The organism is Amaricoccus solimangrovi (assembly GCF_006385685.1).
GTDB classification, from domain to species: Bacteria; Pseudomonadota; Alphaproteobacteria; order Rhodobacterales; family Rhodobacteraceae; genus Amaricoccus; species Amaricoccus solimangrovi.
Map to the genome: position 1 here is coordinate 1 of NZ_VFRP01000043.1, position 18002 is coordinate 18002.

Annotated in this window: 24 protein-coding genes and 3 pseudogenes; 16 read left to right on the top strand and 11 right to left on the bottom strand. The window is 69.9% G+C overall.

Annotation, left to right across the window (positions count from 1 at the left end; genetic code table 11):
• Position 1: 1 nt before the first annotated feature.
• Entirely contained in the window at positions 2–130 is a 129-nt protein-coding gene (locus tag FJM51_RS25410) for a proline racemase family protein (RefSeq protein WP_368733494.1), read from the top strand.
• A gap of 42 nt (positions 131–172) precedes the next feature.
• On the opposite strand, the gene FJM51_RS21575 is transcribed toward FJM51_RS25410, so the two are convergent.
• Positions 173–457 carry a hypothetical protein gene (locus FJM51_RS21575; RefSeq protein ID WP_140456196.1) on the bottom strand — a complete coding sequence of 95 codons (285 nt, stop codon included), beginning with the start codon at positions 455–457 and terminating at the stop codon, positions 173–175.
• Positions 458–1065: 608 nt separating this feature from the next.
• On the opposite strand from FJM51_RS21575, the gene FJM51_RS21580 reads away from it, so the two are divergent.
• The 11 genes and pseudogenes from FJM51_RS21580 to FJM51_RS24235 all read left to right on the top strand — a co-directional run bounded on the left by FJM51_RS21580 (position 1066) and on the right by FJM51_RS24235 (position 7249).
• A complete protein-coding gene (locus FJM51_RS21580) occupies positions 1066–1644 on the top strand; it encodes an NAD(P)H-dependent oxidoreductase (RefSeq protein ID WP_140456197.1) in 579 nt (192 codons plus the stop codon).
• A gap of 92 nt (positions 1645–1736) precedes the next feature.
• Complete coding sequence (locus FJM51_RS21585; protein WP_140456198.1) at positions 1737–3200, top strand: FAD/NAD(P)-binding protein; 1464 nt, start codon at positions 1737–1739, stop codon at positions 3198–3200.
• A gap of 1 nt (position 3201) precedes the next feature.
• Positions 3202–3414, top strand: coding sequence for a hypothetical protein (locus tag FJM51_RS24225; RefSeq protein ID WP_210240384.1), 213 nt, complete (start codon positions 3202–3204; stop codon positions 3412–3414).
• Positions 3415–3426: 12 nt separating this feature from the next.
• A pseudogene (locus tag FJM51_RS21590) lies at positions 3427–4176 on the top strand (aliphatic sulfonate ABC transporter substrate-binding protein); the annotation flags it as partial.
• A gap of 19 nt (positions 4177–4195) precedes the next feature.
• Positions 4196–4696 carry an LLM class flavin-dependent oxidoreductase gene (locus FJM51_RS24555; RefSeq protein ID WP_233713215.1) on the top strand — a complete coding sequence of 167 codons (501 nt, stop codon included), beginning with the start codon at positions 4196–4198 and terminating at the stop codon, positions 4694–4696.
• Positions 4697–4770: 74 nt separating this feature from the next.
• Positions 4771–4980, top strand: coding sequence for a hypothetical protein (locus FJM51_RS24565; RefSeq protein WP_233713216.1), 210 nt, complete (start codon positions 4771–4773; stop codon positions 4978–4980).
• A 27-nt stretch (positions 4981–5007) separates the two neighbouring features.
• Positions 5008–5403 carry a type 2 periplasmic-binding domain-containing protein gene (locus tag FJM51_RS24570; RefSeq protein ID WP_140456199.1) on the top strand — a complete coding sequence of 132 codons (396 nt, stop codon included), beginning with the start codon at positions 5008–5010 and terminating at the stop codon, positions 5401–5403.
• A pseudogene (locus FJM51_RS26010) lies at positions 5400–5876 on the top strand (LLM class flavin-dependent oxidoreductase); the annotation flags it as partial. The gene FJM51_RS24570 and the pseudogene FJM51_RS26010, both read left to right, overlap by 4 nt.
• A gap of 59 nt (positions 5877–5935) precedes the next feature.
• Positions 5936–6394 (top strand): ABC transporter permease subunit, encoded by a 459-nt coding sequence (locus tag FJM51_RS24585; RefSeq protein WP_233713217.1) that lies wholly within the window; start codon positions 5936–5938, stop codon positions 6392–6394.
• A gap of 9 nt (positions 6395–6403) precedes the next feature.
• Positions 6404–6916: pseudogene (locus FJM51_RS24230) on the top strand (ATP-binding cassette domain-containing protein); the annotation flags it as partial.
• A gap of 42 nt (positions 6917–6958) precedes the next feature.
• On the top strand, positions 6959–7249 hold the full coding sequence (locus FJM51_RS24235) for a P-loop NTPase family protein (RefSeq protein ID WP_233713219.1): 291 nt from the start codon (positions 6959–6961) through the stop codon (positions 7247–7249).
• On the opposite strand, the gene FJM51_RS21620 is transcribed toward FJM51_RS24235, so the two are convergent.
• From FJM51_RS21620 to FJM51_RS21645, 6 genes are read right to left on the bottom strand one after another with little or no spacing between them, the layout of a single operon-like run.
• The gene (locus tag FJM51_RS21620; protein ID WP_140456201.1) at positions 7195–8511 is read right to left on the bottom strand and encodes a TRAP transporter large permease; all 1317 of its coding nucleotides are present in this window, start codon (positions 8509–8511) and stop codon (positions 7195–7197) included. The two genes, FJM51_RS24235 and FJM51_RS21620, sit on opposite strands and share 55 nt — an antisense overlap.
• The gene (locus tag FJM51_RS21625; RefSeq protein WP_438502774.1) at positions 8511–9095 is read right to left on the bottom strand and encodes a TRAP transporter small permease subunit; all 585 of its coding nucleotides are present in this window, start codon (positions 9093–9095) and stop codon (positions 8511–8513) included. The genes FJM51_RS21620 and FJM51_RS21625 overlap by 1 nt, the downstream gene beginning before the upstream one ends.
• A 57-nt stretch (positions 9096–9152) precedes the next feature.
• Positions 9153–10166, bottom strand: a complete 1014-nt coding sequence (locus tag FJM51_RS21630) for a TRAP transporter substrate-binding protein (RefSeq protein WP_140456202.1) — start codon at positions 10164–10166, stop codon at positions 9153–9155.
• A gap of 37 nt (positions 10167–10203) precedes the next feature.
• Positions 10204–11244: an L-idonate 5-dehydrogenase gene (locus tag FJM51_RS21635; protein WP_140456203.1), complete on the bottom strand. Its 1041-nt coding sequence runs from the start codon at positions 11242–11244 to the stop codon at positions 10204–10206.
• Complete coding sequence (locus FJM51_RS21640; RefSeq protein WP_140456204.1) at positions 11244–12011, bottom strand: SDR family oxidoreductase; 768 nt, start codon at positions 12009–12011, stop codon at positions 11244–11246. The genes FJM51_RS21635 and FJM51_RS21640 overlap by 1 nt, the downstream gene beginning before the upstream one ends.
• Positions 12011–13213, bottom strand: a complete 1203-nt coding sequence (locus FJM51_RS21645; RefSeq protein ID WP_140456205.1) for a mandelate racemase/muconate lactonizing enzyme family protein — start codon at positions 13211–13213, stop codon at positions 12011–12013. The genes FJM51_RS21640 and FJM51_RS21645 overlap by 1 nt, the downstream gene beginning before the upstream one ends.
• 183 nt (positions 13214–13396) lie before the next feature.
• On the opposite strand from FJM51_RS21645, the gene FJM51_RS21650 reads away from it, so the two are divergent.
• Complete coding sequence (locus tag FJM51_RS21650) at positions 13397–14131, top strand: FadR/GntR family transcriptional regulator (RefSeq protein ID WP_140456206.1); 735 nt, start codon at positions 13397–13399, stop codon at positions 14129–14131.
• Positions 14132–14316: 185 nt separating this feature from the next.
• Here FJM51_RS21650 and FJM51_RS21655 read toward each other — a convergent pair whose 3' ends face one another.
• Together FJM51_RS21655 and FJM51_RS21660 are read right to left on the bottom strand one after the other, a co-directional pair.
• Positions 14317–14667, bottom strand: coding sequence for a cupin domain-containing protein (locus tag FJM51_RS21655; protein WP_140456207.1), 351 nt, complete (start codon positions 14665–14667; stop codon positions 14317–14319).
• Between the two features lie 28 nt (positions 14668–14695).
• A complete protein-coding gene (locus FJM51_RS21660; RefSeq protein WP_140456208.1) occupies positions 14696–16078 on the bottom strand; it encodes an NAD(P)/FAD-dependent oxidoreductase in 1383 nt (460 codons plus the stop codon).
• A 387-nt stretch (positions 16079–16465) separates the two neighbouring features.
• Here FJM51_RS21660 and FJM51_RS21665 point away from each other — a divergent pair, with 387 nt between their 5' ends.
• The 3 genes from FJM51_RS21665 to FJM51_RS21670 are packed head-to-tail and all read left to right on the top strand — an operon-like array spanning position 16466 to position 17197.
• Positions 16466–16783: a M24 family metallopeptidase gene (locus FJM51_RS21665; RefSeq protein WP_210240386.1), complete on the top strand. Its 318-nt coding sequence runs from the start codon at positions 16466–16468 to the stop codon at positions 16781–16783.
• On the top strand, positions 16780–16953 hold the full coding sequence (locus FJM51_RS23985; RefSeq protein WP_181164703.1) for a hypothetical protein: 174 nt from the start codon (positions 16780–16782) through the stop codon (positions 16951–16953). Before FJM51_RS21665 ends, FJM51_RS23985 begins: the two co-directional genes overlap by 4 nt.
• Positions 16946–17197, top strand: a complete 252-nt coding sequence (locus FJM51_RS21670) for a hypothetical protein (protein ID WP_140456209.1) — start codon at positions 16946–16948, stop codon at positions 17195–17197. Before FJM51_RS23985 ends, FJM51_RS21670 begins: the two co-directional genes overlap by 8 nt.
• A 74-nt stretch (positions 17198–17271) precedes the next feature.
• Here the strand turns inward: FJM51_RS21670 and FJM51_RS21675 are convergent, their stop codons facing one another.
• A complete protein-coding gene (locus FJM51_RS21675) occupies positions 17272–17412 on the bottom strand; it encodes a hypothetical protein (RefSeq protein ID WP_181164704.1) in 141 nt (46 codons plus the stop codon).
• A 262-nt stretch (positions 17413–17674) separates the two neighbouring features.
• The coding region (locus FJM51_RS21680) for a phosphatase PAP2 family protein (RefSeq protein ID WP_140456210.1) at positions 17675–18002 on the bottom strand (328 nt) is incomplete at its 5' end.

Below are 18002 nucleotides of genomic sequence, written 5' to 3' on the forward strand. Positions count from 1 at the left end.
CATCGGCGGCCGCCCGGCGGTGGTCCCGGAGATCTCCGGCACGAGCTGGATCCACGGCCTCAACACGATCGTGCTCGACCACGACGACCCGTTTCCCGAGGGCTTCACCGTCGGCGACACCTGGGCCTGACCGTCCGGCCGGTGGAACGGGGCCATCGGTCTCCGGAGGGGCTCAGGCTTGTTCCGTCGCCTTCTCCGGCGAGCCGATCTCCACTTTCGGTACCGAAGGCGGCAGGAGGCCGACGGAGTGGTCGAAGGGGGTCAGGTCATCCCTGCGGGCGCCATGACGCGCCACTTCGCCGCGCGGTATCACCGCGATCAAGATTACTCCCATGGGGCTGAACATCCGGATGAATCCCGCCCGCGACATACGGATGCCCCTGTGGAGGTCCAGCGGCGAGCCCGCCCGCGTCACCTCGCCGCCGCCCAGCACCACGATCCTGTCGGCCATGGTCATCGCGGCGAGGGCCTCGCTGGTGCGCCACGCGCGACCATCGGAGCCCCACCAGACCACGCGGATGTCGCCGCCGGCGCGCGGTTCGCGCGGAGGGCGGCGGCGGCGCGAGGCTCGCGCCGCCCGTCAGGATGCCGCGCCGGCTGAGGTTCAGACCGATCATTGCGGCCTCCCGCTCCTGTTGCCGTCGCGAGCCAAGCGTTCGCCGGGCCGGCGGAGTTCAGATGACGGCGAGCGCGCGCGCCTCGCGGACCACCTCCCCGGGGTGCCAGCCCGAGGGCAGGGGCATCGGGCGCCGGACGCGGAGGTTCTTCATCGCGATCGCCTCGTCATTGCGCGCGAAGATCGCAGGCAGGCCCTCGGGTAGGGATGGTAGCCGCCGAGCCGGCCGCGGCGCGTGAAGGCCGCGTCATCGAAGCCACAAACACGACCGAGTCCGACCACATGCGCGAGCGCGCCGTGCCGGCGGATCGCCCGGTCGCGCGCCACGAGCAGCGTCTCTCCCGCGCATCCTCGTCGCATGCGCTTGCTTTCGCGCTCCCGGCCTCAAGGGTTGCCCGCGCCGCAATGAACTATAATATCTACCAATGAAGTCGTGATTCGAGGTGAGCATGGTAGCGGAGATCGTTGGCCTCTCGGGCAGCATCAGCAGGCCGTCGCGCACACGCGCGCTGGTCGAGATCGCCGTGGGGCGCCCGGCGGAGCGCTATGGCCGGCGGCCGGTCGTTCTGGAGCTGGGCGACATGGCGAGTTCGCTCGGCGCCGCCGCGCGGCTTCGCGATCTCGACGCGCCGGCCCTGGCGGCGGTTGAGCGCATGCTCGGGGCGGACGCGCTGGTGCTCGCGAGCCCGGTCTACAAGGGCGGCTACGCCGGGCTCTTCAAGCACCTGCTCGACCTACTCGATCCGCTGGCATTGGTCGGGAAGCCCGTCCTGCTCGCCGCCACCGGGGGTGGGGCACGGCATGCGCTGGTGATCGAGCATCAGCTTCGGCCGCTGCTGGGCTTCTTCGAGGCGCAGACGCTCGCGACCGGCATCTATGCCTGCGACGCCGATTTCCGCGACGGCGGAATCGCTTCGGAGCGCCTGCTGGACCGGCTCGACCGGGCGGTCGGGCAGTTCGCCCCGTTCCTCGGCGACGCGCTCGTCCGGAGCCGCGACGAGGCCGAGATCGGCGTCTGGAGCGCCTGACGCCCCCGCGCCCAAAAAGAGAAGGCAATCCCGACCGACGGCGTCGGCATCCCGCGCGCCCGGTTGATCCGCAACGAACCGAGGACCGAGCCATGATGATCGACAAGCAGACTTCCGGAGGTCCCGTCGTCGCCGTACTCGGCGGCGGCTTCGCCGGAGCGGCGACCGCCTATCATCTCGCGCGCGCTCTGCCGTCGCGGGAGGCGCGGATCGTCGTCGTGGAGCCGAGGCCCGTGCTCGGACGCGGGCTCGCCTACGGCTCCGACGATCCGGCGCACCGGATCAACGTGCCCGCGGCGAAGATGTCGCTGATCCCGGACGAGCCGGGCCATTTCGTCTCCTGGCTGACCGCCGAGGGGATCCGCATGTCGCCCGGCACGCTCACGCTGAGCGGGGACTGCTTCCCCGAGCGCAGGATCTTCGGCCAGTATGTCGCCGCGCAGCTCGGCCGTTTCGTCGCGAGCGGGGTGATCCGGCACCGGCGCGCCGCGGCGATCAGGGTGGCGCGGCGTGACGATGGCTATGACATCGACCTTTCCAACGGGGCGACGTTCGCGGCGGATCTGGTCGTGCTTGCGATGTCGCACCCGGCGCCGAGGGTTCCCTGGGCGCTGCGCGGCCTAACCGGATCGCGCCGCCTGATCGCCGATCCCTACGACAACGCCCGCGTCGCCGCGATCGCGCGCTCGGACCGGGTGCTCGTCGTGGGCTCCGGGCTCGCCTCCGCCGACGCGGTCGCGAGCCTCGACCGGCGGGGCTTCCACGGGCATGTCACCGTGCTGTCGCGCCACGGCCTGCGGTCGCGGGGCCACGGGACGGTCGTGGCGCCGAGCCCGGCGGATTTCGCGCGGCCGCCGGAGCGGACGGCGGTCGGCATCCTCGGCCGGGTGCGCGCCGCGGTGGCGGCCGATGCGATGCGCGGCCAGAGCTGGCACGCGGCGCTCGACCGGGTCCGCGAGCAGGGCGATGCGATCTGGTCCGCGCTGGATCCGGTGGAGCGCTCCCGGCTGGCCCGGCATCTGCGCCGGTTCTGGGACGTGCACCGCTTCCGGGTCGCGCCGCAGGTCGAGGCCGTGCTGGCGCGGCTGAACGCCGCGGGCCGGCTCGATTTCGCCGCCGCGCGGCTGATCGACGCGACGGAGGAACAGGAGGGCGTGCTGGCGCGCTACCGCCCCCGCCACGCGACGGAGACGCTTTCGGCGCGGTTCGACACGGTCGTGATCGCGACCGGGCCCGATCACGCGGAGGCGATCCCCAGCAGTCCCGTGCTCCGCGCTCTCGCGGCGGGCGGGCTGATCGAGCCTGATCCGCTCGGTCTCGGACTTCGCGTCGCGGGCCGGTGCCGGGCCGTCGCCCGCGACGGGACCGCGTCGGAGACGCTCTACGTGGCCGGACCGCTTGCGCGGGGCGACGTTGGGGAGCTGATGGGTGTGCCCGAGGTGGCGCGCCATGCCGAACGGCTGGCGGGGCTGCTCGCGCAGCGGCTGACCAGCCTTGAGACGCCGGAGGCGACGCGCTCGCGCCGCGAGACCCGGCTGAGCCTCTGGAAACAGTGAAATGCGCCGGAAGAACCGGCTTCGGGAGCAGTACATGAAGTTCGGCGGCGCGCTGGTCGCGCTCGGCGCGGCCGCCGTCCTCGGGGGCGGGGCCAACGCCGGCGAAGCGGCCCGGGAGGTCCGGATCGGCTACCAGAAAACCAACCTGCCGGTCATCGCGCGCCGCGAAGGCACGATCGAGGCGGCGCTCGGGCCGGACGCGACAGTGAAATAGGTCGAGTTCACCGCCGGCCCGCCACTCGTCGAAGCGCTGAAGGTCGGCGCGATCGACCTCGGCTGGACCGGCGACGGCCCGCCGATCTTGGGCCAGTCCTCGGGCGCGGCGATCAGCTATGTCGCGGCCCTGCCCTCGAATGGCCAGGGCGAGGCGATCATCACCAGGGCGGACGGAGATGCCGCGACGCTCGCGGATCTCAGGGGCAAGACCGTGGGCGTCGGCAAGGGCACGAGCGCGCACAACCTGCTCGTCGCGGCGCTCGGGAAGGCGGGCGTCGGATATGACGAGATTACACCAGCCTATCTCTCGCCCGCCGATGGCGCCGCCGCCTTCGCCAGCGGCGGAATCGACGCCTGGGCGGTCTGGAATCCGTTCCTCGCGATCGCGGAGACGCGCCACGCGCCCCGGGCTCTGGTCCGCTCGGCCGACATCCTGAGCGTGAATACCTATTTCCTCGGCAACCGCGGCTTCGTCGCCGAGCATCCGGAGACCGTCGCCAGGGTGCTCGACGGGCTGAGGTCGGCCGCCGCCTGGGCCGACGCGCACCGGCCCGAGGTCGCCGCGGCGGTGGCGGAGGTGACCGGTGTTCCGCTCGACGCGCAGACGCTCGCGACCGACCGCGCGACCTTCGGCATCTACGACATCACGCCGGAGATCGTCGCCCACCAGCAGGAGACCGCCGACCGCTTTCTGAAGCTCGGTCTCATCCCGAAACCGATCACCGTCGCCGACGCGGTCTGGCCGCGCCCGCGCGCCTGATCGCCAAAAGGAAACGCAAGTGTCAGACCCGATCGATTTCTTCTGGTTCATCCCGACCTCCGGCGACGGCAGCTATCTCGGGGCCCCCGATCTCAGCCGCGCGCCGGATTATTCCTACCTGAGCCAGATCGCCGTGGCGGCCGACCGGCTCGGCTATTCCGGCGTGCTGCTCCCGACGGGGGTCGGCTGCGAGGAGAGCTTCGTGATGGCGGCGGCGCTGGCGCCGGTGACGGAGCGGCTGATGTTTCTCGTCGCGGTCCGGCCCGGCGTCGCCTCGCCCGCCTATTACGCGCGGCTCGCGGCGACCCTCGACCGGGTGTCGAATGGCCGGCTGTTGCTCAACGTCGCCGTGGGCGGCGATCCGAAGGAACTCGCGGGCGACGGCGTCTTCCTGCCGCATGACGCGCGCTGCACCCATGCCGAGGAGTTCTTCACGATCTTTGAGGATCTGCTCGCGAAGGGCGAGGCGACGCTCGACGGCGCGCATATCAAGGCGGCCGGCGCGACCGGCTCGAGGTAAGCCCGAACCTCTGGGCCGGGATCGGCCTCGCGCGGGCGGGCGCGGGCACGGCGCTGGTCGGCTCGCGGGAGACGGTGGCGGCGCGGCTGCGCGAGTACCAGGCGCTCGGCATCGATACCGTGATCGGCTCCGGCTACCCGCATCTGGAGGAGAGCTTCCGCGTGGCCGAACTCCTGTTCCCCGCGCTCGGCATCGGCGCGGCGCGGGATGGGTTCGAGGCCTTCGGCGAGAAGCGCGTCTTCGCGGGCGGCAGCCATGGCGGGAATCTCCGGGCCGCCTCCTGAGCGCGCCGCTTCCCGGGAGTGAATGACATGATCACACGCAGATCCACGCTGCTCGCGCTGACGGTCGGGGCGACGCTCGCCCTCTCGGGCGGCGCCCCGCGGGCCGAGGCGCCGGAGAGCTTCAGGGTCGGCTACCAGAAGAGCGCCTCGGTCCTCGTGGTCGCGCGGCAGCAGGGGCTGCTCGAGAAGCGGCTCGCGGCGCTCGGCGTGCCCAGGGTCGAATGGGTCGAGTTCCAGTTCGGCCCGCCGCTCCTCGAGGCGCTCGGCGCGGGCGCGGTCGACATCGGCTTCTTGGGCGACACGGCGCCGATCTTCGCGCAGGCGGCCGGGGCGAACCTCGTCTACGCGGCGAGGACGCCCTCGGTCTTCTCGGGGGCATCCTCGTCCCAGCCGATTCAAAGCTCACCAGCCTCGCCGATCTGAAGGGCAAGCGTGTCGCGCTCGCCAAGGGATCGAGCTCGCACAACTTCACCGTTCAAGCGCTGAAGCTCGCGGGGCTCGGCTTCGATGCGATCGAACCGCGCTACCTCGCGCCCGCCCACGCCGCCGCGGCCTTCGCGACGGGCGCGGTCGATGCCTGGACGGTGTGGGATCCCTATCTCGCCCTCGGCGAACAGCGCGATGGCGCGCGGCTGCTCGGAAGCAGCGCGACGGATCCCGCGCTCGGGAGCAATTCCTTCTACATCGCCCACCGCGCCGTCGCCGAGGCGGCGGACCGGCTTGGTTTCCCCGGCGTGCTCCTCCCCACCGGGCGGAGCTGCGACGACAGCTGGATCGCCGCGGCCGGGCTCGCGCCGGCGACCGAGCGGCTGAAGTTCCTCGTGGCGCTGCGTCCCGGCGTCGTCAGCCCGGCCTACGCGGCGCGGCAGACGGCGGCGCTCGACCGGCTGACCAACGGACGATTGCTGCTCAACGTCGTGGGCGCCGGCGATCCGACCGAGCTCGCGGGAGAGGGGTGTTCCTGTCGCATGACGAGCGCTACGCCCTGTGGTTCGGCATCGACGAGGAGGCGAAGCTCTTCCTCGTCGCGCTCGGCGTGTTCTTCCCGATCTACGTCAACACACTGCTCGGCATCCAGGGCGTCGATCAGGGGCTGATCGAGATGGGGCGGACCTACGGGATGGGGCCGGGCGACCTGTTCCGGAAGGTGAGCCTGCCCGGCGCGCTGCCCTCGACCTTCACCGGGCTGCGCTACGCGCTCGGCATCATGTGGCTGACGCTGATCGTCGTCGAGACGATCTCGGCCTCGTCGGGGCTCGGCTACATGGCGATGCGGGCGCGCGAACTCCTGATGATCGACGTGGTCGTGCTCTCGATCCTGATGTACGCGCTGCTCGGCAAGCTCGCCGACAGTCTCGCCCGCCTCGCCGAGCGCCAGACGCTCGCCTGGCATCCCGCGTTCCAGAAGGTTTGAGGTGTTTCGATGCTCGACCGACAGATCACCTTCGAGGCGGCGACCGCCTTCGCGGAACCCCACGCGCCGCCGCCCGCCTTCGAGCTCCGCGGCCTCGTGAAACGCTTCGGGGGCAAGACCGTGCTCGACGGCGTCGACCTCACGGTGCCGCGGGGCCAGTTCGTCGCGATCATCGGCAAGAGCGGCTGCGGCAAGTCCACGCTGCTGCGCCTGCTCGCGGGACTCGAGAAGCCCTGCGCGGGCGAGGTCGTCCATTCCCGGCCCGGGGCGGGCGCGGCGGATACGCGGATCATGTTCCAGGAGCCGCGGCTGCTGCCCTGGGCGCGGATCGCCGACAACGTCGCCGTCGGGCTGACCGGGATCGCGACAGGCGCCGCGGCGCGGGAGCGCGCCGGCGCGCGGCTCGCCGAGGTCGGGCTCGCGGAGCGCGGCGGGGACTAGCCCTCGGTCCTTTCGGGCGGCCAGCGGCAGCGGGTCGCGCTCGCCCGGGCGCTGGTCGGCGAGCCGAGCATCCTCGCGCTCGACGAGCCGCTCGGCGCGCTCGACGCGCTGACGCGGATCGAGATGCAGGCGCTGCTCGAACGGATCTGGCGCGACCAGCGTTTCACCGCCGTGCTGGTGACGCACGACGTGGCCGAAGCCGTCGTCCTCGCCGACCGGGTCGTGGTGCTCGACATGGGGCGGATCGCGCTCGATCTCGCGATTCCCCTGCCGCGGCCCCGCCGGCACGGCGCGCCCGAGATCGCCCGGCTCGAGGCGAGGATCCTCGCCAACTCCTCGGCGAGGCGCCGTCGCGGCCATCAATACATGGCGATGCCGGGGAAGAGGATCATCACGGCGAGCGCGAGGATCTGAAGCGCGATGAAGGGGAGGAGCGAGCCGAAGATGTCGCCGAGCGAGATGTCCGCGGGAGCGACCGACTTCAGGTAGAAGGCGGCCGGCCCGAAGGGCGGCGACAGGAAGCTCACCTGCATGTTCATGCAGAACAGCACGCCGAACCAGACCGGGTCGAGGCCGAGCTGCTTCACGATCGGCACGAAGATCGGCATCGTCAGCAGCGCGATCCCGACCCAGTCGAGAAAGGCGCCGAGCACGAAGAGGATCGCCATCATCACGAGAACGATCACCGTCGGGCTCTCGGAGAGGCCGGTGAGAAGCCCGCCGACGAAATGGATCCCGCCCATGAGGTTGTAGATCCCGACCAGCGCGGTGGCGCCGATGCCGATCCAGACGATCATGCCGCATGTCGCAAGCGTCTGGATCGCGCTGTCACGCACGAAGGGCCAGCTGAACTCGCCCCGGATCAGAGCCGACAGTGCGACGCCCGCGACGCCGACCGCGGAGGCCTCCGTCACCGAGGCGATGCCGGCGTAGATCGAACCGAGCACGAAGACGACCACCATGATCGGGAGAATCAGGCCCTTGGCGAGGCGCAGCTTCTCGGCGGTCGAGGTGCGCTCGGCCACCGGCGCCGGCGCCATGCCGGGGACGAGATACGAACAGACGAGGACATAGGCGACGTAGAACATCGCCAGCATGAAGCCGGGAACGAAGGCGGCGGTGAAGAGGTCGCCGATCGAGACGTTGGCGGTCAGCCCGTACATGATGAGCACGATCGAGGGCGGGATCATCGCGCCGAGCGAGCCGCCGGCGCAGACCACGCCGATCGCGAGCTTGCGGTCGTAGCCCTGGCGGAGCATCTGCGGCAGGGCGATCAGGCCGAGCAGGACGATCTCGCCGCCGATGATCCCCGACATCGCCGCGAGGATGATCGAGACGAAGATGGTCTGCACCGCGACGCCGCCCCGGATCCGGCCCCCGAGAAGCCGGAGCGCGTCGAAGAGATCGCGCGCCACGCCGGAGCGGTCGAGCATCGCCGCCATCAGCACGAACATCGGCACGGAGACGAAGATGAAGCTGTTGACGAAGGTGTAGATGCGGCTGGTGATGATCGTGACCGCCATCCCGCCATAGCCGAGCACGGCGAAGATGAGCGCCACGAGCAGCGTCACGAAGGCGAGCGGCATCCCGGTGAGCAGGAGCGCCACCATCACGCCGAACATGATGAGGGTGGCCGGCCCGATCCCGAGGGCGGCCATGTCGACGAGCGCGTGCATCACTGGCTCCCGAGCTTCCGGACCTGGTTCACGGCGTAGATCGCGAACTGGACGGTCATGGCGATGAGGGTGAGGAACAGCAGGATCTTGAGATAGGCGGGCAGCGGCGGATCCCAGGCGCTGCCCGAGCGTTCGAGGCGCACCCCGCCCGCCGGCATCCAGACCGCCTTCGCGACCATCATCCAGGCCGCCCAGGCGAAGAAGCCGGAGGCGGCGGCGGAGGCGATGGAGATCAGCACGTCCAGCACCCGCTGGATCGCGGGGGGCATCGTCTGGTAGACGAGAATGACCCGGATATGGCTGTCGCGCGAGACGCAGAGCAGCCCGCCGTAGAGGAAGGCGGCCGCGCAGAGGAAGGTGCCGGTCTCATGCGCCCAGATGGTCGGCGCGTTCAGCACGTAGCGCAGGAACACCTCCATCAGCAGGATGAGCGCGGCGGCGACGATGCCAAGCGCCACGGGGAGCGCGCCCTTCTCGACGACCCGGCCGAGCACGCCGGCTTCGACCGGGACGCCGGCCCTGACTTCGGAATGCGGCGCGATCTCGCCGGGCGGCGGGTCGCGGAACGGATCGGTCTCTGTCACGGTGGTTCCTCCCCCGGGGTCTGGTCGCCGGGGGGCACGCCCCCGGCGCGTGGGCTCTTATTGCATGAGGCCCTTGCTGGTCAGGTAGGCGGTCAGCGCGTCATAGACCTTCTGGGCCATCGGCGACTGGGCCGCGACCTTCTCCCATTCGCCCCGTGCGATCGTCCGGAACTTGGCGCGTTCCTCGTCGGACCAGTTGTGAACCGTGATGCCTTCTGCCTCGGCCTGCTTCACGGCCTCGAGATCGCGCTCCTTCAGCGTGTTGACCTGGGTCTGCTGGAATTCCTTCACCGAGTCCTTGAACATCTTCTGGACGTCGGGCGGCAGCGCGTCCCACTTCTCCTTGTTCATCGAAACCTCGACGAGGGGCAGCGAGTGGAAGCCGGGGTAGACCGGGTTGGGCGCGATCTTGTTCAGGCCGGTGTCCTGGTTCACCGAGAACACCGAGTAGTCGGCGGCGTCGATCACGCCCTTGTCGAGCGAGGTATAGACCTCGGAAGCGGGCAGGTTCACCGGATTGGCGCCGGCGGCGGCGAAGACATTGGCGATGAGCCCCTCGGGCGAACGCACCTTCACACCCTTGAGATCGGCCACGCCGTCGAGCGGCACCTTGGAGACGAAGGCTTCGAGTCCCGGAGTCGAGACGCCGATGAACTCGAGCCCATAGGGATTGTTGAGCTCGTTCATCAGCTCCGCGCCGCCGCCGTTCTCGACGAAGTCGATCATCTGCGCGGGGTCCGCCCAAGCGCCGACCGGATTGGCGATGAGGCCGAAGGCCGGGTCGCGGCCGGCGAAATAGGAGGTGTCGGTGATATGGCCGTCGATCAGTCCGGCGGCGATCGCGTCCTGGGTCTCCTTGTAGTCGACGATGCTGCCGACGGGCAGCAGCTCGACCACGACCTTGCCGCCGGACATCTGTTTCAGCGTCTCGGTCCAGCCCTGCTGGAAGATGAAGTTCGGATTGCCGGCCGGATCGGACGACTGGAAGCGGAAGCTGTAGTCCTGCGCCTGCGCCGCGGCGCAGAAGGCGACCGTCCCCAGCAGGGCGGCGGCGGTTCTCAGGAATGTCATGGGTTTCCTCCTCTGTCTTTTTTGTGGTGTCTCGTTGTCAGGTGGCGAAAGCGATCTGCACCTTCATCGCCTTTCCCTTGTCCGAAGCGAGGTCGAAGGCGGCGCGGGCCTCATCGGCCGGCAGGACGCCGGTCAGCATCGGGCCGACATCGATCCGCCCGGCGTCAATCAGGCGGGCGGCGGTGGCGAATTCCGGGTCGAAGCGGAAGCTGCCGATGACGTTGAGTTCGCGGGTGACGATCTGCGTGACCGGCACCGCGACCTCCGGGCCGAGGCCGACGGTGACGAGCGTTCCGCCGGCGCGGAGCACCCGCAGTCCCGCGAGCAGCGCCGGCGGAGCGCCGGAGCATTCGAACACGACGTCGATCTGGCCCTTCTCCGCCTCGAGTGGCGTCAGCGCCGCCGGATCGACCGCGAGGTCGATGGCACGGTCCGCCCCTATCCGCCTGGCGATGGCGAGCGCGGAGGCGGTGATATCGGTCGCGATGATTTCCTCGGCGCCCGCGAACCGCGCGGCGGCGACCGTCAGGCAGCCGATCGGGCCGCAGCCCGAGACGAGCACGCGCTTGCCGACGAGCCCCCCTGCCCGGCGCACCGCGTGCAGGCAGACGGCGAGCGGTTCCGACATCGCGGTGAGCGCGAGATCGGCGCCGGGCGAGAGCCGGATCGCCTGCCGCGCCGGCAGGGTGACCTCGGCGCGGAACAGCCCCTGTTCATGCGGCACGCGCATCGCCGAGCCGTTGAAGCGCATGTCGAGGCACTGGTTCGCCTGGCCCCGGCGGCAGTAGTCACAGACACCGCAGGGGCGCGACGGGTTGACCGCCACCTTGTCGCCCGGGGCGAGGCCGGTGACCCCGGCGCCCAGGGCGGCGACGATGCCCGAGACCTCGTGGCCGAGCGCCATCGGCTCGCGGATCCGGACCGCCCCGAAACCGCCGTGGTGGTAGTAGTGCAGGTCGGAGCCGCAGATGCCGCCGTGCGAGATCGCGACGCGGACCTCGCCCTCGGCGGGCGCCGCGGCGGGCGCGATCTCGTCGACGCGCAGATCATGCGGGGCGTGGATGACGATCGCCTTCATCAGAGCACCGAGATCATGCCGCCATCGGCGTAGATGATCTGTCCCGAGACGTAGTTCGACGCGTCGGAGGCGAGGTAGATGGCCGTTCCCGCCAGTTCTTCCGGAAGGCCCCAGCGGCGCATCGGCACGCGGCCCTTCACCCAGGCGTCGAAATCCGGATTGGCGAGCAGCGCCTCGTTCATGTCGGTCACCATGTAACCCGGGCCGATCGCATTGGCCTGGATGCCCTTCTCGCCCCATTCCGCCGCCATCGCCTTCGTCAGCATCTTGATGCCCCCTTTGGCCACGGTATAGGGCGCCACCGTCGCGCGGGCGAGTTCCGAGGTCAGCGATCCGATGTTGATGATCTTGCCGCGCCCGCGCGCAGCCATCCGCCGCGCCGCCTCGCGGCCGATGACGAAGGCGGCGGTGAGGTTGATCTCGATCACCCTGCGCCAGTCGTCTGTGTCGAGTTCCAGCATCGGCTTGCGGAACTGGATGCCCGCGTTGTTGACGAGGATGTCGACCGCGACCCCCTCGGCGTCCAGCCGCTGGAACGCGGCGACGATGGCGGTCTCGTCGGCCACGTCGAAGGCGGAGATCAGCGCGTCGAAGCCTCCGGCGCGCATCTCGGACGCGGCCGTTTCGAGCCGTTCGGCGTTCACGCCGTTGAGGATCACCCGGGCTCCGGCGCCCGCCAGCCCCTCGGCGAAGGCGCGGCCAAGGCCGCGCGAGGAACCGGTGATCAGCGCGGTGCGTCCGGTGAGATCGAACAGTCCGAGGCTCATCACGACAGCTCCGAGACGCGGCTGGTGAGGTCGGAGCGTTCGAAGAACCCCGGCACGAGTTCGGTGCCGAGCCCCGGTCCCTCCATCGGATAGACGTAGCCGCCCTCGATCCGCGGCACCTCGGTCACGAGCTCGCGATACCAGCCCTTGTAGAAGGCGCGCACCGATTCCTGGATCAGCGTGTTGGGCTGGCTGAAGCTCATGTGGATCGCGGCCACGAAGCCGACCGGACCGATGCAGTCATGCGGTGCGAACGGCCTGTGATAGGTGTCCGCCATCGCCGCGATCTTGCGGCCCTCGGTCAGCCCGCCGGTCCAGCAGAGATCAGCCATCACCACGCTCGTCGCGTCGCGGTCCATGTAGTCCTTGTAGGCGAAGCGCGAGCCCAGCGTCTCGGAGGCGCAGGTCCAGACGCTGGTCGAGCGCGCGAATTCTGCGAGTGCCTGGGGCGAGTTCATCCGGATCGGATCCTCGTACCAGCGCGGCGCGAAGGGTTCGAGCGCCCGGGCGATGTCCTTGGCCATCGGCAGGTTCCAGAGCGAATGCATCTCGACCATGATTTCCATCCGGTCGCCGACGGCCTTCCGGATCAGCTCGAACGGCCGGATCGCCGTCTTCATCTGCTCCGTCGTGATGAAGAGGCCCTTGTTCTCGATCGCCGGCGGATCGAAGGGCCAGATCTTCATCGCGGTGATGCCGTTCGAGAGCAGATCCTCGGCCAGTTCGCCGGCGCGGTTCATGAAACCGTCGAGATCCTCGTAGGGACTCTCTTCCTCGCCCAGGTTCCAGGTGTCCACCGGCTTGATCTTGTTGGTCCGCACGTAGCGCGTGCCGGCGCAGGTGTTGTAGACCCGCATCTTCTCCCAGCTCTGCCCGCCGAGCATGGTATGCACGGGCTGGCCCGCGACTTTGCCGAACAGATCCCAGAGCGCGATGTCGACCGCGGATGCCGCGCGATACTCGACCCCCGTCGAGGCTTGGGCGTTCGGCAGGGAAACCATCTCCTTGTGCAGGGCCTCTATGTTGAGAGGGTTCTGCCCGAGCAGCCTGACCGCGAGCGTGTTGTGGATATGCGCCTCGCAGGCCTCGGCGCCGTAGAAGGTCTCACCGAGACCGGTCACGCCCGCGTCGGTCTCGACATGGATCCAGAGGACATTGGCGAATTCCTCGACACGGAATGTCCTGAGGGCGGTGATCTTCATCGTTCCTCCATCGTCGGCGGCGAGGCCGATCGTTCTTCCGCGCGGCGGACGCGACCTCCCGCCGGACACCCGCGCGCGGCGGATGCGATGGGGTAGGGACCGCCGCGGTCAGATTGTGTTTGGCTGCTCTTAGTACAGGTGATAGCATTGTGTCAACCATAATCCATATTTTAGTGTTACAATATGCGTGAACCTATCGTACAGAACGGAGCTGCGACGCAGCGCGAGGAGATCGGCCTGGTCGAGCGGACCATTTCCGATATCCAGGCGCTCATCCGCCGCGAGGGGCTCAAGGTCGGGGATGCGCTGCCCAGCGAGGGCGCGCTTTCGGCTAGCCTGGGAGTTTCCCGCACGGTCGCGCGCGAAGCCCTGCGGGCGCTTGCCACGCTTCGCGTGCTCGAGATCGGCAATGGCCGGCGCGCACGGGTATCGGCGGCGAACGCCGACGCGCTGTCGGTCCTGATGGACCATACCGTCTACACCGGACAGCTCTCGATCCAGCAGGTGCTCGACGTGCGCCGCACGCTGGAACTGCGCACGGCGTCGCTCGCGGCGCTCCGGCGCTCCGACGATCAGGCCCGTGCGATGCTCGAGGTCGTCGACCGGATGTTCACCGCCCTGGAAGAGAACCCGTCCGACATCATGGAACTGGACATCCACTTCCATTCGCTGATCGCGCGCGCCTCCGGAAACGCGCTCTATGCCATCCTGATCGACAGCTACGCCGTCATCACCCGCCAGACCTGGGCCATCGGCTGGCGCGCGCGCGGCAATCACGAGAACCGGCTCGAGAACATCCGCTGCCACGAGCGGATCGCGAAGGCCATCATGATGCAGGACAGTCCCCGCGCCGAAGCGGCCATGTCCGAGCATTTCGACAGCGCGATCGCCGTCCTGATCCGGGCGGGCATCACGTAGCCGAATGCGCTGACAGGGCCGCGCGCAGGGGCGTCGGCTCCTGACCGCCGCGGGCACCGTTCCAATGCGCCACGGCTCTCAGACTTCTAAGAACGCCCCAAGGGGGCGGGTTCGCCGAAGCCGCGGCTTTTTCACCTTCGTCGCGCCTTCCGGCCAGCGAATAGCCCCCGGGTCGCCCAGCCACTTCAGTAGATCGCATAGACCTTGCGAACGGTCTCGATCACGTCCCAGCGCCCGCTCCAGCCCGGGGGCAGGATCACGAGGTCGCCGCCGCCGATCTCGGTGACGGCCCCCGTCGCACCGTCGGTCAGGCGGGCGCGGCCCGAGAGGATATAGGTGAACTCGGTGTCGGGGCGGTTCACCACCGGCCAGCCGCCGGGCTGGCATTCCCAGATCCCGAGGTTGCCCGTCGCCTCCGGCGCGAGCGTCGTCACCCCGAGCTGGGGATCGCCGCTGTCGGCGCCCGCGCGCCGGCCGGAGGGCGCGAGCGTGGCCGAGGCGAGCTCGGCCGCCGTCACGATGGTCATGGACGTCATTTCGAAAGTCTCCGTTCCAGAGGGTCGGTCAATGGGCGCCGGTCAGCGCCTCGAGGATATGGGCGACATGCGACGGGCGCCCGGTGAGCCGCTCCTCCGCGTCGGCCATCGAGGCGGCGGTCAGCCCGAAGTTCACGCCCATCCAGCGGAAGGGCTCGCGCTCCCAGTCCGGCGAGCGGTGGTTGACGAGGGGCAGCGTGTTGATCTCTTCGTCGCGCCGCAGGATCAGGTTGCGCAGGAGCCGCCCGGCGAGGTTGCTCGTCGCCACGCCGTCGCCGACATAGCGCCCGGCCCAGGCGAGCCCGGTCGCCTTGTCGAGCCCGACCGAGGGGCACCAGTCGCGCGCCACGCCGAGCGCCCCGCCCCAGCGGTGCGTCACCTTCACGTCGCGGAGCGCGGGGAAGAACCCGATCATCGCCGCGCGGATCTTCTCGTGCATCGACGCCGCCGCCGCGCCCGACGCGGCGAGGTTGGAACCGAAGCGGTAGGGCGCGCCGCGCCCGCCGAAGACCAGCCGCCCGTCCGACGTGACCTGCGCATAAACCCGCAGGTGGCGCATGTCGTTGAACGCCCGGCGGTGGTCGAGGCCGAGCGCCGCCCGCGTCTCCCTGGGCAGCGGCTCGGTCGCCAGCACCAGAGAGAACAGCGGGATTACCGACCGCCTCTGCCCCGGCTGCTCGCAGGTGAAGGCCTCGGTCGCGCGCACCACCACGGGCGCGCTCAGCCGTCCGCGGGGCGTGGTGACGGCGCGGGGCGCGATCGAGAGCGCCGGCGTGCGCTCGTGGATCACGGCGCCCATCGATTCAACGAGCGCCGCCAGCCCGCGCACCAGCTTGCCCGGATGGATTAGCGCGCAATGCTCGGTGAAGAGCCCTCCGACGACCCCTTCGGCGCCGACCATCGTCCGCGCCTCCGCGGCGTCGAGGACGCGCCATTGCTCCGGCAGGCCGAAATCGGCGCTCGCCCGCACGGTCTCCGCCGCGCGCCGGAGCTGCGCCGGCGTCCGGGCGAGCGAGACGAAGCCCTGCCTGGCGTAGTCCGCCGCGATGCCCTCCGCCGCCAGAACCCGGCCGATCTCGTCCACCGTGTCGTTCATCGCCGCCTGCGTCCTGAGGGCGTCGGCATGGCTCGAGAACTTCGCCAGCTGGCCGAGCGAGATCGGGAAGATCGCCGAGGCCCAGCCGCCGTTGCGCCCCGAGGCGCCGAAACCCACGTGCTCCCGGTCGATCAGCACGACCTTGAGCGCGGGGTCGGCTTTCAGCAGGTAATAGGCGGTCCAGAGCCCCGTGTAACCCGCGCCTACGATGGCGACATCGGCCGAAACCTCCCCCGCCATCGCGGGGCGCCCGGCGGCCTTCTCGAACCACAGCGACGGTTCCGCGAGGTGGATCGGGGAAATCTTCTCGGACATGCTGCGCTCCCGCGTCTCCTGGCCGGAAGGATAATCCGCGCGCCCCTCCGGCGCCCAGTCCCTTGTTGCGGGACCGGAGGCGTGCGCGGCGGATGCTTGGGGAGAACGCGCTCCTCAAGATCGACATAGCTGAACAGCGATCTGCTCGTCTCATCAGATCCGTGAAGATTGTCCCCGATGACCCGCGGAACGTGGTCATGCTCTCTTGGTGGCGCCGAGGGCCGACTTCCTCGGCGGCCCGCTCGTCGCGGCGCCACGCCGGAAGCCTCCGTCACGGGAACGACTTGTGCCGCGTGCGTCGACGCGATCCGGGTGGCAGCGACCTGTTCCCCTTTCCCCGCCCCGGTTTCGCCATTCGCGGATCGGCGCGAACCGCCGGTCCAGTATGTGCCGGACGCCGATTACGAGGCGCAGGGGCGGCGGCTGACGCACGTCTATCCGGCGACCTTCGGGCCGCGCAATCCGAACCTCGGTCACGCTGTGGGGATGGCGGGCGGGCAGAACGCCGATAACATCTCCTCGCACAACTACGACCGGCTGGAGGAGGGGATGATCTTCGTGCCGCACACCCAGTGGCTCGAGCCGATGTCGGCGGGCTGCGACATCGGCGACCTCTATCTCGTCACCGCCGACGGATTCGAGAACCTGAGCCGGCACACGCCGCTCGAAACCCACCGCGTCGCCGTCCCAGGAAACAGCCGATGAACAAGACCCTGATCCTCTCCCGCTCGCAGGTGGTCGAGGGCGCCTGGTTCCGGCCGGGCCAGCACGTGAACGCCGTCGGCGCGCCGCCGAGACCCGATCATCGCGAGATCGACGCCGCCGGGATGGCCCGCGCGGGTCTTTCTCGACAGCCGGGAGACCGCGATGCATGAATCGGGCGACCTGCTGCTCGCCGTCGCCGAGGGGGCGCTCGCCGAGGGGGCGCTCGCCGCGGCCGACGTGGGACCCGAGATCGGCGATGTCATCACCGGCGTGGCCCCCGGCCGGACCTCCCCCGCGGAGATCACCCTCTACAACTCGGTCGGGATCGCGATGCAGGACGTCGCCATCGGCGCCCTGCTTCTTGCGCGGGCCCGCGCGGAGGGGGTGGGTCTCGAGATCGACCTCGCGGGGTAAGGCGCGCAAGGCCCGCCACAAAACGCCGATGCGAATCCTGCTCTCGATCGGATCCGAGCGACATGGCGCCCGACCTATTCCGGCGACATGAGCCGGACCTCGTGACCCGGCGCCGCCAGCGGCCGCCCCACGTGATGGGCGCCGCGGCACGCTTCCATTGCCATCGCGCGGGGTGGCAGCTTCGACATGAAGACGACCATCCCGTCACGGCGCAACCGCCGGCCTTCACCGCCCCATTCGTGTCAAGGCCGACTGCCGCGGCCGTTCTTGCCCAGGCCGATGCCGGGAATATCCAGCGGCCGGCGCCGGGCGGCTCGCCGACGCGCCACCTCGAGGGCATGCCAGACCTCGATGTCTCGCCCGACACCGAGGACACCCTCTCTCCACTCCCAGTGCGTCGGAAATTCACGCCGCCATCCCGGTCGGAATTGACAGTGCGGGGAGAGGCGCCCGCGCTTTCCCGCGGGCCCGCGGAACTCACTCCGTCGGAGGGGCGCGCCCCTCACGGGCATCCGGCCGCGGGTCGTTCACCTGCGTCGGACCGTCCGGGACGCGGCCGATCAGGCTCCGCAGTCCGAGCACGACGAGGGCGCAGAGCAGAATCGAGAAGGCGACGTCGCTCAGGAAATGGCGTCCCATCGCCACGCGCAGGAACGACCCTCCGGCCGCGACCGTGCCCAGACCCGAGACGAGGAAGACCCTTCCCCACCGGCGGGCGCGGGGCCACAGGGCGATGGAGAGCACCATCGCCGTCGTCGAGAGCGACGCCGCCTCGGCCGATGTGAACGAACAGTCCCGGACGCAT